Source organism: Cobetia sp. 14N.309.X.WAT.E.A4 (assembly GCF_030397495.1).
Taxonomy (GTDB): domain Bacteria; phylum Pseudomonadota; class Gammaproteobacteria; order Pseudomonadales; family Halomonadaceae; genus Cobetia; species Cobetia marina.
Map to the genome: position 1 here is coordinate 14,871 of NZ_JAPNXT010000003.1, position 13,178 is coordinate 28,048.

A 13,178-nucleotide genomic window follows, 5' to 3' on the forward strand; every position below is an offset into this window, starting at 1 on the left:
GTCATCAGCGCCGTGGCTCGTACGTTCACGAACATGCGACGCTCTACCGGTTTTAGCAAGAAGCGTGCCGCATGCGTCGAGAATTGCATGACGCGAGATCGCAATGGCTGCCGGATCAGGACAGCCTCTCGGCCTGACTGGTATTCTTTGAGCGCTGGGTGACGACGCATGCCGCAACCTGCATGGCAGGTTCGCCGTGTGGCGGCACCCTCCGGCATCAATTCGGCTCGAAGAGGGAGACCCCGACGCCATGAAAACCTCCATGCCTCCGGTCATCAGCAATGCTCGATTGCCCACCACGCTGGATATCGTCGTGATGGATGAGCGAGGCCAGCGCCAGACGCAGTCGATCGCCGCCGAGCGCGCGCTGACGATCTACCTCAACAAGCGTGAGATCGTCACTCTGATGACGCTGGGGGCCGAGCCTGAGGCGCTGGTGGCGGGCTATCTGCGCAATCAGGGCCTGTTGGGAGATATCGAAGACCTGGAGGCGCTGCAAGTGGACTGGGAGGTGGAAAGCGCCTCGGTGGTGACGCGCCATCTACCGAAGGATATCGAGCAGCGACTGAGCAAGCGTACCGTCACTACCGGCTGCGGCCAGGGAACCGTCTTTGGCAATCTGCTGGAGCGTCAGACGCTGGAGGCGCTTGATGATCGCCCCTTTCAGCAGAGTGTGCTGTATCAGCTGCTGGCATCTCTCGCGGCCCACAATGCCACCTACCGCAAGGCGGGGGCGGTACATGGCTGTGCGCTGTGTCGGGATGATGAGGTGCTGGCATTCATCGAGGATGTCGGTCGCCACAATGCCGTCGATACCCTGGCAGGCCTGAACTGGCTTTCACCTGTGCGCGAGGACGAGACGGATTACCGGGGTGCCAATATCTTCTATACCACGGGGCGTCTGACCTCGGAGATGGTGCTCAAGGTGGCGCAGGCGGGCATTTCGGTGCTGGTCTCACGCTCCGGGGTGACCCAGAAGGGCGTTGAGCTGGCCAGACGCTTCGGGGTGCTGTTGATCGCACGTGCCAAGGGCAGCCACTTCCAGGTGGTGGACCCTGCCGGTCGGATGATACTGGACGCCATCCCTCCGCTGCGTGCCGGTGATCATCTTCGTGAAGCTGGCAAGTCTCGCCCGGGGGGCGAGCAATGAATCAGCCTGTTTCCGGGGATGCGACGATGCATGACAACCCCTTTCTGACGGTCCATGAGGTCGCACGACTGTTGCACCTCAATGAAAAGAAGATCTATCAGCTGGCCAGTGAGGGCACCATGCCGGCCACCAAGGTCACCGGCAAATGGCTTTTCCCGCGGCGCCTGGTCGAGCAATGGATTCTGGAGTCCAGCCATCATGGGGTGCTGGCGGATCGCTTGATGATCACCGGTAGCGATGACCCCTTGCTGGCAGCGCTGACGATGCGACTCAACCAGCAGCACGATGGCAGTGCCTTCTATGGCACGAGTGTCACCGGGACACGCCTGGGGCTGGATCTGTTGAGTCAGGGGCGAGCCGATGTCTGTGCCATCCACTGGGGGCGTGCCGAGGAAGCATCGCTTCGCCATCCGGCCTTGATCCGCGGGCACGATGGTTATCGTCAGTGGGTATTGGTCCGGCTGGCTCGGCGCACCCAGGGGCTGATCATTCGTCAGGAAGATCGCCACCTGCCGATCAATCCCGGTGGTCTGTTCGGGTCTCAACGGCGCTGGGTAGTGCGTCAGGAGGGGGCCGGTTCGCAGCGCTTCCTGCAGGAGTGGCTGTCCGGCCATCAGATGCGCCCGGAGCAGCTCAACACCCTCGCCATCGCCTACTCGGAGCGAGAGGTCGCATCACTCGTCGCGCGCGGGGAGGTGGATGTCGGGCCGGGGACGTTATCGGCCGCGAATGAATTCGGTCTCGGTTTCGTGCCGGTCTGTGAGGAGGCCTTTGATCTGGTCGTGCCACGCAATGTCTACTTCCGTGACCTTTTCCAGGGCCTGCTGGACTATCTGTCCACGCCCAATGGCATCCAGCTGGCACAATCGTTGGGAGGGTATGACCTGCGTGAATGTGGTCAGCTCATCTGGCGAGGCGACGCCGCCCAACATGACTGAGTCAAGATCGCCCGCTAGCACCAGGCTAAACGGTGATGATGTGGGCGCTGCCTCTGCCTCGCCAGGCCATTGTTCTGGCGAGGTAAAGATCTTTCACGTCACATGCTCCTAGAGAACGGTTTAGCGTTGCGCCAGTGAGCGTATCATCAATCGGCGTCGTTGCGCGTGCAGACCGACAGCACTACGGCATCGTCTTCGCTGGTGGAAACCAGAGCATGGCCCATGTCGGAGTCGAAATAGATGCTGTCTCCATCCCCGAGAGGCAAGGGTTCATAGAACTCGGAATACAGCAGAATGCTGCCCTCCAGCACCATCAGGAATTCCTCGCCGTCGTGGCGCACCCAGTCGGGAAACTCCTCGAAGCTGCGAGCGCGCACCCGGGTCTTGAAGGGAATCATGCGTTTCTGAGCCAGCTGCCAGGAAAGCAGCTCATGTTCATAGGTCGGGGTCGGGTGGCTCTTGCCTTCACCGAGGCGCGTCAGATCACGTCGGCCCAGCGTGCCGCTCTGTCGCTTGGGAGGACTCAGCAGTTGAGGAAGGTCGATATTGAGACCATTGATCAACTTCTGGACGGCGGTGAAGGTGGGGGATATCTGTTCATTCTCGATCTTGGACAGCGTAGAGCGTGCAAGCCCGGTACGCTGGCTGACGTCCTCGAGGGTCCAATGATTGGCGAGACGGATCTGCTTGACCCTCTCTCCAAGCTTGAGGGGCTCAACGAAGGCCTTGCGGCCGGAAGCGATCCGGACCGCGGCATCCTTGTCAGTCGGTGTACTCATGGGAAGCTTCGCTGTGGTCGATGGCGGCGGGAGTTCACAAGTTTACTATTGGAAACTTTTTCGCCAGCTTATCACAGCAAGGAAATCACGGTGTAGCTGAGCAAGGCATCGACGATGCTCCTGGCGACAGGGCACGCGTTTCTTGAGGTCGCATGTCTGGTCACTCAGAACAGTGGATGATCACGCTCATCTGGCCTTGCATGAACCGTGGGTGACGCGTGCGCGGCTGGCGGCGAATGACGCAGGGATATCCCGTCCTCCATCGGCAGACCCGCCAGTGCCTTGACATGGGCCTCAGTGCTGCGTGCCAACGCTTCCAGGCAGTAGCCGCCTTCCAGTACCGAGACGACACGTCCCTGACAATGGCGCCTGGCCACGTCCATCGCCAGGCGCGTGATCCAGTAATAGTCGTCGTCCTCGAGACACAGTTCGGCCATCGGATCCTCACGATGCGCGTCGAAGCCTGCCGAGATCAGGATCAACTCCGGCTTGAAATCATCAAGCTTCTTCAGCCATTGCGCTTCGATGGCATGGCGAAAGTCCAGCGAACCACAGCCTTCTGCCAGCGGGGTATTGTGAATGTGCTCCCAGCGGCTCTCGAGATAGCGCCAGGGGTACATGGCGTTCTGGAACGATGAGCAGACCAGCGTGTCGGGGTCATGCTTGAAGATATCTACCGTGCCGTTGCCCTGATGAACATCGAAATCGAGGATGGCGATGCGTCTGACACCGTACTGCTGGCGGGCATGCAGCGCGCCTACTGCCACGTTGTTGTAGAAGCAGAAGCCCATGGCATCCGCGCGTTCGGCATGATGGCCCGGTGGGCGCACGGCACAGAAGACGTTGTCCGCCTGATTGCGCATCACCTGGTCGACCCCGCGCACGACGGCCCCTGCCGCGAGACGTGCCGCCACCAGGCTGTCTGCACACATCACGGTGTCCTCGCTGAGCGCCAGCAGCTGACCTGCCTGGGGCGGGCACTTGTCGAGAGCCTGCAGGTGGCGCATCGGATGGACTCTTGCCAGCTGTTCCAGCGTGGCAGGGCGTGCATCGTATTGCTGGACATGCTGAATCACGCCGCTCAATGCCAGCTGACGCTGGATGGCCTGCAGGCGCAATGGGCTCTCGGGATGTGTCGGACCCATGAAATGATTGCCACAGTCGCTATGAGAGATATAAGAGGTGATCATCGGCATGTGCCTGTTTGGCTGGGCGCTAGACTGAGGATAGTTCGAAACCTCACAGTAAGATTCACTGGTAGACACGGATAGTGGCGGATGGTCTACCTTCTCCAGCACCTGCCGGCTGCTGTTCAGGCACTCACTTTCGCGGCATGCTGGTGGCATCGCGCATTGGATGCGCACCGGCTGACAGGACACCTCCATGGGGATGCGATTTCTGCGCAATTTCTTCGAGCCCACCAGTATCGCGGTGATCGGGGCCTCGGAAAAGACACACTCACTGGGCGGCCAGGTGCTGAGAAACCTGCTGGAAGGCGGGTTCAAGGGCACGCTTGTCGTGGTGAATCCCAAGGGCTATGACACGGTGCATGGAGTGCCCTGTGTGCGCCGGATCAGTGAGCTGGACACGATGCCGGACCTCGCCATCCTGTGCTCGCCTGCCGAGACCTTGCCGCGCATCGTCGAGAAGCTGGGGCGTCGCGGCGTCAAGGCCGCGTTGTTGATCTCCGGAGGAGTGGCACCGTCGCCGGCAAGCTCCCTGGCCCGCGTGACGGAAAAAGGGCTCGGAATGCTTGCCCGGCGTGAACCTGTGGCCCCCGACCACGCGCGACTGCGCATCCATCCGGATCAGGAGAGTCTCAACAGCCGTCTGCTCAAGGCGGCACGTGGCAGTGGAATACGTCTGCTGGGCCCGGAGTGCATGGGGGTCTGCGTGCCCAATCGGAATCTGAATGCCTCCTTCAGTGGTCAGCCTGTCGCCAAGGGCAAGGTCGCCTATCTGGGGCAGTCGGGGATGCTGGGCAATGCCATGATCGACTGGGCAGCGGGGCGCGGTATCGGCTTCTCCCATCTGGTGACGCTGGGAGACAGCGTCGACGTGATGCTGCCTGACCTGATTGATTACCTGAATCAATATGGGCATGCCCAGGCGCTCCTGCTGCATCTCGAGCGCATCCATGACTCGATGCACTTCATGACTGCGCTGCGCGAGGCCTCTCGCAACCGACTGGTATTGGCGATCAAGAGCGGTCGCACGCCCGAGGCCGACCTGTTCGGGACTCACGTCACCCCCGGCATCCCCAATCGCGATCAGATCGTGGACGTCGCGCTGGCGCGAGCTGGGGTGGTACGCGTCAATGACAGCGAGGACATGTTCGATGCCCTCGAGACGCTCAATCGCATGAAACCGCTGCGGGGGGACCGGCTGGCGATCGTCTCCAATGGTCTCGGGCCGGCCCTGTTGGCGATCGACAAGTTGATGGCGGGAGGCGGCAAGCTTGCCGAGCTGAGCAAGGAGAGTCGGGATGCGCTGCTCAAGGATCAGCTGGATGTCAGCCTGCCCGGTCGCAATCCGGTGGATCTGGGGGGCAATGCCACGCCCGAAGACTTCGTTGCCGCAGTCAACATCGTGGCCAATGATCAGGGAGTCGATGCGGTGCTCGTCGTGCACGCCCCGACAAGACTTGCACCATCCAAGGACACGGCCGAGGCCCTGATCACGCATCGCAAGCAGTTCCGGCGCAATCTGCTGACCAGCTGGATGGGGCTCGAGCAGGCGCTGGCGGCGCGTCATGCCTGCCACGCTGCGGGTATCCCGACCTATCTCTCACCCGAAAAGGGCGTCAAGGCCTTCCTGCAGATGGTGGATTACCAGCGGGTGCAGTCCCTGTTGCAGCAGACCCCGCCGAGCCTGTCCTTCACCACCAGCGCCGAGATTCGCGCCCGAGCACATGATCTGGTCCATAGCGCTCGGCGTGCCGGTCGTGAATGGCTGACCCATTCTGAAACGGCTCAGGTACTGGAGACCTATGGCATCGCGACAGCTGCCAGTCATTATGTGTCTGACGCCGCCGAAGCCGCGCAGGCCATTGCAGCTCTCAGGCAGGCGGCTGGCAAGGAAGACGCCGAGATGGCAGCGGGGCCCTTCGCCTTGCGGGTGGTCCACGAGCACAACAGCCAGCCCTTCCGCTATCGCCGCTTCCCGCAGCGTCTGTCTTCTGGCGTGGTCCAGGATCTCAATGGCCCGGATGACATCGCCCTGGCCATGCGTCGCATCACCAGCAAGGTGAGCGAGCGTGATGACGAGCGGGGACGCAGCGGCAGCGAACGCACCCGCATCCATGAGTTCTGCCTGCAGCCGATGCGCCGCGGCAAGCATTCGCTGCAATTGAGTGCGGGCATCACGCGTGACGAGGAGTTCGGGCCGGTGGTGGTCTTCGGGCTGGGGGGCTACAAGGTCAACGTGCTGGTAGACCGCCAGGTTGCCTTGCCGCCTCTCAACATGACGCTGGCACGCGAGCTCATCTCGCGCAGTCATGCCTCGCGTCTGATCGAGGAGCACTCGCCGGACCCCGAGCGGGATATCGCGCGCCTGTGTACCTTGTTGATCAAATTGTCGCAGTTGGCATCGGATTTGCCTGACATTCGAGGGCTGGAGATCAATCCGTTGCTGCTCAATCGTGATGAGGCCGTCGCGGTGGATTTCACGCTGGATCTGGGCAAGCCCGCGCGCTTCGCCATCATGCCGTACCCGGAAGAGCTGCGGGAGTGGGTGCGGCTTGAGGATGGCACCGAGGTGGAAGTGCGGCCGATTCGTGCAGAGGATGCGCCATTGATCACCGCTTTCCATGCCAGATTGTCCGAGGAAAGCATTCGTTTCCGTTATTTCCATCACAAGGCTTCCCTGACGCAACGCGATCTGGCGCTGCTGGCCCAGATCAATTATGACCGCCAGATGGCATTCATCGCCGAGCGTGAAGTCAGTGAGCAGGAGGAGGGCGGCTCACGTCGTGAAATGCTGGGAGTGGTGCGGGTCTGGAATGACCCTGACAACATTCGCACGGAGTTCTCGGTGATCATTCGTGATGACCTGCAAGGTGAGGGGATCGGACGACTGCTGATGGAAAAGATGCTGCGCTATTGCCGTTCGTTGGGCACTCTCGAGATGGTAGGCAAGATCATGATGGACAATCACCCGATGCGTGCACTGATGAAGCATCTGGGGTTCACCTGTCGTTACAACATGGAGGAACAGGTCATCGATGCGAGTATCCGACTCAATGAGCCCACCAGTGATTGGCAACGCCTGAGGCTTGAATCCAAGGCCTGATGTGCGCGTGTCGGGGCATGATCGGTGGTATGCCACCTTCGTCGTATAAAGCTGTGTTGTTGTTTGAGTGAATATCAATAACTCTGTATCATTATTTTAAATATAAGAATCCTTTATGGAAATTGGCGCAGGGAATGACGTGGCATTCTGCTCAGTATCAGGCAGTGTCATGACGGGTATCTCCCGCATGACGGCCTGATTGGCGCTATGCCACCCTCAGCGGCGCAACATCGTGAAAGCGCGTTGCCTGCCGTGTGACTGATCAAGCCTGTTCACGCTTCCCTGTGCACTCACAACAGGAAAGCCAATGACTGACACTCGCGATGTGAAGATCCGGGTGCGCAACCTGAGCAAGGTGTTCGGTAACCAGCCTGACAAGGCGCTCACTCTGCGTGACCAGGGACTCAAACGTCCTGAAATTCTGGAAAAGACCGGCCAGACACTGGGCCTGTCCAATGTCGATTTCGATGTAATGGAAGGTGAGCTGCTGGTCATCATGGGGCTGTCCGGCTCCGGGAAGTCCACCTTGATCCGTTGTCTCAATCGTCTGATCGACCCGACAGAAGGCGAGATCCTGATCGACGGTCAGGACGTGGCCAAGCTGGATGAGAAATCGCTGCTGCGCTGTCGTCGCAAGCACTTCTCGATGGTCTTCCAGAACTTTGCGCTCTTCCCTCATCGTACGGTTCAACAGAATGCCGAGTACGGCCTAGAAGTGCGCGGCGAGGCGAAGGAAGTCTGTTTCCAGCGCGGGCGTGATGCACTCAAGCAGGTAGGGCTTGACGGGTGGGAGGATGCCTATCCCGATCAGCTGTCCGGCGGCATGCAGCAGCGTGTCGGGCTCGCACGTGCATTGGCCAATGATTCTACCGTCCTGCTGATGGATGAAGCCTTCTCGGCACTGGATCCGTTGATCCGCAAGGACATGCAGCAGGAGCTGCTGGCGCTGCAGCACAAGATGAAGAAGACCACCATCTTCATCACCCACGATCTGGATGAAGCCCTGTCCATCGGTGATCGCATCATCCTGCTCAAGGATGGTGAAATCGTCCAGATCGGCACTCCCGAGACCATTCTCACCGAGCCCGCTGACGATTATGTCGCGCGCTTCGTCGAAGGCGTGGACATGTCGCGGATTCTGACCGCCCAGTCCGCCATGACGGATGTCCGTGCCACCGCGCGAGACGATGATGGCCCCCGTACGGCATTGCGCAAGATGGGAGAAAATGGCCTGGACAGTCTCTTCGTGGTGCGCCGCGACCGTACCGTTCTGGGAATCGTGACGGCAGAAGATGCCGAGCGTGCCGTGCGTGAGAACCTCACGGATCTCTCCAGTCTGATCCACTCCGATTGCTGTCGGGTCTCGCCTGATGAGCCCTTGCACAACCTGTTCGCGATGTTTGCCGGCCATCACCACCCGCTGGCAGTCGTGGATGAGCAATCGCGCTTGATGGGAGTCGTGGTCAAGGGATCCGTACTGGCTGAGCTGGCCGAAGCAGGGGAGGCGCATGCATGAGTGAGTCGACAGGTTTCACCATTCCGAAGATAGAGCTGGGTGACTGGATCGAGGCAGGGCTGGATTATCTGACCAACAATTATTCCAGCGTGACCCGCGCCATTTCCAAGTTCACCGAAACCGGCATCGGTGCGCTCAATGACGCCCTGATGTGGATGCCCCAGTGGGCCTTGATCGCAATGGTCGCGCTGTTGTGCTGGCGGCTGGCGGGAACGCGCCTGGCGATCGGTTCCATCCTGGGCCTCGGCCTCATCTGGAATCTGGATCTGTGGGATCCGATGATCGAATCGCTCACCCTGGTGGTCATCGCGACGCTGGTGGCCGTGGTCATCGCCATCCCCCTGGGCATTCTGGCGGCGCTGTCGGATCGCTTCTATCGGGTCATCATGCCGGTTCTGGATTTCATGCAGACGATGCCGGCCTTCGTCTATCTGATCCCGGCCATTCCCTTCTTCGGTATCGGGTCGGTCTCGGCGATCTTCGCTACGGTCATCTTCTCGATGCCGCCGGCGATCCGTTTCACTACCCTGGGGATTCGTCAGGTGCCCAAGGAGCTGATCGAGGCCGCAGATGCCTTCGGGTCCACCCGTCGCCAGAAGCTCTTCAAGCTGCAGCTGCCCCTGTCGCTGCCGACGGTGATGGCGGGCATCAACCAGACCATCATGCTGGCCCTGTCGATGGTCGTCATCGCGGCCATGATCGGCGCCGATGGTCTGGGCAACGAGGTCTGGAAGGCGATCCAGCGTCTGCGTCCCGGAGATGGGTTCGAAGCGGGTATCGCGGTGGTGATCCTGGCCATGCTGCTTGACCGCCTGACCCAGACCTTGAGCAAGGAAAAGAAGTCGCGCTCCTGAGGTGACTCACCTCGACCCACAAGCCGGCACCGCCTGTCGTGCCGGCTTGTCCCATCTCTTAAGGGCGCTTCTTGCCCACATTTCTGCACCGCGACACATTCTCCTGTTCTTTACACGTTGCATGGGGATACGGCATTCGCGGCAGCCAGTCTTTCTGCTGGTCCTGTATTGATGAAAGGCTGACCTGATCGGCGATCAGGCAATTCTCGCCCTAAGAAATAAGTAGATTCAAATAAAGGGGAAGTTGATGAATAAGCAAGGTACTTCACGTAGCCATCTGACCATCACCGCCAAGGCACTGTTGCTGGGGGCCGCCATGTCATCCTCGGTGGTCGGTGTCAGCGCGGCTCATGCGGCAGGTGACAAGGGAGATGTCACCCTGGCGTATGTCGAGTGGTCCTCCGAGGTCGCCTCCACCAATGTCGTGAAAGCGGTGTTGGAAGCCCAGGGCTACAATGTCGAGCTCAAGGCGCTGTCCGCCGCCGCGATGTTCCAGGCGGTCGCCTTTGGTGATGCTGATGGCATGGTCGGTGCGTGGCTCCCCACGACCCATGAAGACTACATGGCCAAGGTCGGGCCCAAGGTCGAGGACCTGGGAGTCAACCTCGAGGGCACCAAGCTTGGCCTGGTGGTCCCGGCGTACAGCAAGCTCGAGTCCATCGAGGACATCACCTCGCATGCCGACGAGATTGATGAGCGTATCGTCGGTATCGAGCCAGGCGCCGGCCTGACCCGACTCACCGAGCAGGTGCTCGAGGATTACGATCTCGAGAATATCGACCTCACGACCGGTAGCGGCGCGACCATGACCGCAGCGCTGAGCAATGCCATCAAGGGCGAGCGGGATATCGTGGTGACCGGCTGGACCCCCCATTGGATGTTCGCGCGCTGGGACCTCAAGTACCTGGAAGACCCGAAGGGCGTCTATGGCGGTGCCGAGGAGATCCATACCCTGGCACGCAAGGGGCTCAAGGAGGACATGCCGGAGGTCTACGCGATCCTGGACAACTTCGCCTGGACGCCGGCGGACATGGGCGAGGTGATGCTCAACAACCAGGAAGATGATGCAGACCCCTACGAGACGGCCAAGGCGTGGGTGGAAAGCCATCCGGATATCGTCAATGAGTGGCTGCCGGCAACGGCTCAGTAACCTCATCGTGATGGCAGCGGTCTAGTCCACCTCGGCCTGCCATCAATGTGAGTAAGACCAAGACAAGACGCCCCCGCAGGCTTGCCTGCGGGGGCGTCTCGTCTATCAGGGTCGTCTATCTGTCTCACCATCCGTCTCGCCGATGCGGGACGTCAAAGACGCTCAGAAGGGACAGGGGCTGCGGACTTCCATGCGCTCGCCGCTGACCGGGTGATCGAAGGCGATCATCTCGGCATGCAGCATCAGGCGCTCGGCCATGAAGAAGGCTTCATCACTGGCATACAGATCGCAGCCCAGGATGGGGTGGCCCAGCTGCTGACTGTGGATGCGCAGCTGGTGGGTGCGCCCGGAGACGGGCGTGAATTCGACCCGGGTACGCCTGGGGGCCTCGAGCCGCTCAAGCACGCGATAGTCACTGATGGCGGTCTTGCCTGTCTCATGGCAGATCTTCTGCAACGGGAACTGATCCACGTCCTTGGCAATCGGCAGCGAGATCCGTCCACTGTCCTGCTCGACGTGTCCCAGCAGCATCGCGCGGTAGGACTTGTCGATGGTCCGGGCCTGGAACTGGCGCGTCAGGTTGCCGTTGGCCGGCTTGTTGAGTGCCACCAGCATGATGCCTGATGTGCCGAGATCCAGACGGTGCAGCAGCTTGGCGGTCGGGTATTCCTTGACCAGCCGATGGTGCAGCGAGTCCAGATTGAGCGGATGCTTGCCGGACAGGCTCAGCAGACCACTGGGCTTGTGGATCAGCAGGATGTCCTCATCCGCGTAAAGCACCTTGTAGGTCTCATGACAGGGCGGAACGATGAACGGGTCGGCTTGTGGCTGCATGGGGTCTCACAGATGACGATGGGCGGTTCGACGGTGATGGTCGGCAAGGCGGGTGACGAGCTCGCCGTCACTCGTCAGGCAGCGGGGAGGCCAGCAGATCGATGTCTTCCCAGTGATACTCGTATTCCTCCTCCTCGGTGTCGTCGGGAGCTCGCCCGATGAACAGGCTGGCGGTGAAAGCCCGCACGAAGATCACCTCGCTGCCATCCAGTGCCGCAAGGCGCTCGCCTTTCCTGAGCTTCTTGATCTTGCGCTTGCGCGCCGCGACATCCTCACGCGCGGCGCGGGTCGCCTCTCGCCACTGGGCGGCAATCTCACCGGGGGCAGTGGACTGCGCCAGGAGTGCCGGCGGGCATTGCAGCGGAATATCTGGCGTGCCTTCATCCCGGATATGGTACTCCCAGCGGCTGGGGTCACCCTGTCGGGGAGCCTGCATCAGATGCTGGCGGATGAAGGTATGACCATGGGGATGCTCCAGCACGGTGTAGAGCACATTGCCGACCACGGCGTGATCCACCAGCGAGATGCCATGGTGATCGGAAGGTGTGTAGCTTGCCAGCAGGCGATCTACCAGTGTCTGACGAGCCACCTTGGGTGTTGCACTGTCGTCCCAGGCCATGTGGCCTCCCTTCCTGTAAGCATGTGACGGTGTATGCAGAACATGGGCCGTGCAGCTGTCGCCGACCTGAGCATGACCTGCACCGAAAAGCCGGCCATTGTCTGTTCTGGCACGGCGCAGGGCAAGTCATGCGTAATCTCGCGTGCCGCGTCGATGGGGCGCATCGCGGGTGCCGCATGGCTGGATGTGAGGGGCATGGCGAGAGGGGCATGGTGCGAGGGGCATGGCGTGAGGGGCATGCGTGCATCGATCAGCACGCAGGCGCCTTCACGCAAAAGGCCCCGCCATGGCGGAGCCTTCGAGAGCGTGTGGCGATCAGGTGCCACTCACGGTGCGAGCATCACCTTGTGCCACTCATTGTCTTCGGTATCCAGACGCTGATAGCGGACCCGGTCGTGCAGGCGTGATGGCTGGCCCTGCCAGAATTCGATCATCTCGGGCACCACGCGATAGCCACCCCAGTGCTCAGGGCGCGGGACATCACTGTCGGCATAGACCTTCTCGAAGCGGCCCTGTCTCTCGCTGAGCCAGTCGCGATCCGGAATCTCGACGCTCTGCTGCGAGACCCAGGCCCCCAGCTGGCTTTCCTTGGGACGGGAGGCGAAGTAGTGGTCCGAGGTGGCGTCCGAGACCTTCTCCACGCGACCCTCGATACGGACCTGGCGCTCCATGGCAGGCCACCAGAACGTCAAGGCCGCATGCGGCACATTGGCCAGTTCGCTGCCCTTGTGGCTCTGATAGTTGGTATAGAAGATGAACCCTTGTGCGTCGTATCCCTTGAGCAGCACGATGCGCGCGTGCGGCTTGCCCTGGCTGTCCACGGTGGACAACGTCATCACATTGGCATCGTTGTCATCGGCGGAGAGTGCGCTGGTCAGCCATTCCTGAAACTGCTCGAAGGGTTCGGTCGGGGTGTTGTCAAGATTCAGGCCATCACCGGAGTAGGTTCTGCGCACGTCAGCGATATCGCGATTCATGGTGGGCTCCCTTGATGAATTGCTCATGTAATGTAAGGACTGTGTACCGTCGAGCGCCAGATCGCAAGGGC

11 protein-coding genes are annotated in these 13,178 nt (G+C 60.8%); 6 read left to right on the top strand and 5 right to left on the bottom strand.

From position 1 onward, the window contains the following. Window positions 1–262: 262 nt before the first annotated feature. Both OW493_RS05345 and OW493_RS05350 read left to right on the top strand, forming a co-directional pair. Entirely contained in the window at window positions 263–1,150 is an 888-nt protein-coding gene (locus tag OW493_RS05345) for a formate dehydrogenase accessory sulfurtransferase FdhD (RefSeq protein ID WP_289863695.1), read from the top strand. 26 nt (window positions 1,151–1,176) lie between these two features. Then, window positions 1,177–2,088 (top strand): helix-turn-helix transcriptional regulator, encoded by a 912-nt coding sequence (locus tag OW493_RS05350; RefSeq protein WP_289863493.1) that lies wholly within the window; start codon window positions 1,177–1,179, stop codon window positions 2,086–2,088. A gap of 146 nt (window positions 2,089–2,234) precedes the next feature. On the opposite strand, the gene OW493_RS05355 is transcribed toward OW493_RS05350, so the two are convergent. Both OW493_RS05355 and OW493_RS05360 read right to left on the bottom strand, forming a co-directional pair. After that, window positions 2,235–2,867, bottom strand: a complete 633-nt coding sequence (locus OW493_RS05355; protein ID WP_077376603.1) for an XRE family transcriptional regulator — start codon at window positions 2,865–2,867, stop codon at window positions 2,235–2,237. A gap of 164 nt (window positions 2,868–3,031) precedes the next feature. After that, a complete protein-coding gene (locus tag OW493_RS05360) occupies window positions 3,032–4,057 on the bottom strand; it encodes a histone deacetylase family protein (protein WP_289863496.1) in 1,026 nt (341 codons plus the stop codon). A 193-nt stretch (window positions 4,058–4,250) separates the two neighbouring features. On the opposite strand from OW493_RS05360, the gene OW493_RS05365 reads away from it, so the two are divergent. The 4 genes from OW493_RS05365 (at window position 4,251) to OW493_RS05380 (ending at window position 10,677) form a co-directional block, all read left to right on the top strand. Continuing rightward, window positions 4,251–7,157 (top strand): bifunctional acetate--CoA ligase family protein/GNAT family N-acetyltransferase, encoded by a 2,907-nt coding sequence (locus OW493_RS05365; protein ID WP_289863498.1) that lies wholly within the window; start codon window positions 4,251–4,253, stop codon window positions 7,155–7,157. Between the two features lie 307 nt (window positions 7,158–7,464). Next, a complete protein-coding gene (locus OW493_RS05370) occupies window positions 7,465–8,673 on the top strand; it encodes a glycine betaine/L-proline ABC transporter ATP-binding protein (RefSeq protein ID WP_084208718.1) in 1,209 nt (402 codons plus the stop codon). Next, window positions 8,670–9,527: a proline/glycine betaine ABC transporter permease gene (locus OW493_RS05375; RefSeq protein WP_077376591.1), complete on the top strand. Its 858-nt coding sequence runs from the start codon at window positions 8,670–8,672 to the stop codon at window positions 9,525–9,527. The genes OW493_RS05370 and OW493_RS05375 overlap by 4 nt, the downstream gene beginning before the upstream one ends. Before the next feature lie 247 nt (window positions 9,528–9,774). Continuing rightward, the gene (locus tag OW493_RS05380; RefSeq protein WP_289863502.1) at window positions 9,775–10,677 is read left to right on the top strand and encodes a glycine betaine ABC transporter substrate-binding protein; all 903 of its coding nucleotides are present in this window, start codon (window positions 9,775–9,777) and stop codon (window positions 10,675–10,677) included. 162 nt (window positions 10,678–10,839) lie between these two features. On the opposite strand, the gene OW493_RS05385 is transcribed toward OW493_RS05380, so the two are convergent. The 3 genes from OW493_RS05385 to pdxH all read right to left on the bottom strand — a co-directional run bounded on the left by OW493_RS05385 (window position 10,840) and on the right by pdxH (window position 13,107). After that, window positions 10,840–11,511 carry a pseudouridine synthase gene (locus OW493_RS05385; RefSeq protein WP_136937843.1) on the bottom strand — a complete coding sequence of 224 codons (672 nt, stop codon included), beginning with the start codon at window positions 11,509–11,511 and terminating at the stop codon, window positions 10,840–10,842. A gap of 67 nt (window positions 11,512–11,578) precedes the next feature. Further along, window positions 11,579–12,130 (bottom strand): hypothetical protein, encoded by a 552-nt coding sequence (locus OW493_RS05390; protein ID WP_077376582.1) that lies wholly within the window; start codon window positions 12,128–12,130, stop codon window positions 11,579–11,581. Between the two features lie 326 nt (window positions 12,131–12,456). Continuing rightward, window positions 12,457–13,107 (bottom strand): pyridoxamine 5'-phosphate oxidase, encoded by a 651-nt coding sequence (gene pdxH, locus OW493_RS05395; RefSeq protein ID WP_289863505.1) that lies wholly within the window; start codon window positions 13,105–13,107, stop codon window positions 12,457–12,459. Between the last annotated feature and the right edge of the window lie 71 nt (window positions 13,108–13,178).

Bases quoted from the DNA above. Each gene is read 5' to 3' on its own strand.
- OW493_RS05345 (WP_289863695.1), top strand. From the start codon at position 263: ATGCCTCCGGTCATCAGCAATGCTCGATTGCCCACCACGCTGGATATC.
- OW493_RS05350 (WP_289863493.1), top strand. From the start codon at position 1,177: ATGCATGACAACCCCTTTCTGACGGTCCATGAGGTCGCACGACTGTTG.
- OW493_RS05355 (WP_077376603.1), bottom strand. From the start codon at position 2,867: ATGAGTACACCGACTGACAAGGATGCCGCGGTCCGGATCGCTTCCGGC.
- OW493_RS05360 (WP_289863496.1), bottom strand. From the start codon at position 4,057: ATGATCACCTCTTATATCTCTCATAGCGACTGTGGCAATCATTTCATG.
- OW493_RS05365 (WP_289863498.1), top strand. From the start codon at position 4,251: ATGGGGATGCGATTTCTGCGCAATTTCTTCGAGCCCACCAGTATCGCG.
- OW493_RS05370 (WP_084208718.1), top strand. From the start codon at position 7,465: ATGACTGACACTCGCGATGTGAAGATCCGGGTGCGCAACCTGAGCAAG.
- OW493_RS05375 (WP_077376591.1), top strand. From the start codon at position 8,670: ATGAGTGAGTCGACAGGTTTCACCATTCCGAAGATAGAGCTGGGTGAC.
- OW493_RS05380 (WP_289863502.1), top strand. From the start codon at position 9,775: ATGAATAAGCAAGGTACTTCACGTAGCCATCTGACCATCACCGCCAAG.
- OW493_RS05385 (WP_136937843.1), bottom strand. From the start codon at position 11,511: ATGCAGCCACAAGCCGACCCGTTCATCGTTCCGCCCTGTCATGAGACC.
- OW493_RS05390 (WP_077376582.1), bottom strand. From the start codon at position 12,130: ATGGCCTGGGACGACAGTGCAACACCCAAGGTGGCTCGTCAGACACTG.
- pdxH (WP_289863505.1), bottom strand. From the start codon at position 13,107: ATGAATCGCGATATCGCTGACGTGCGCAGAACCTACTCCGGTGATGGC.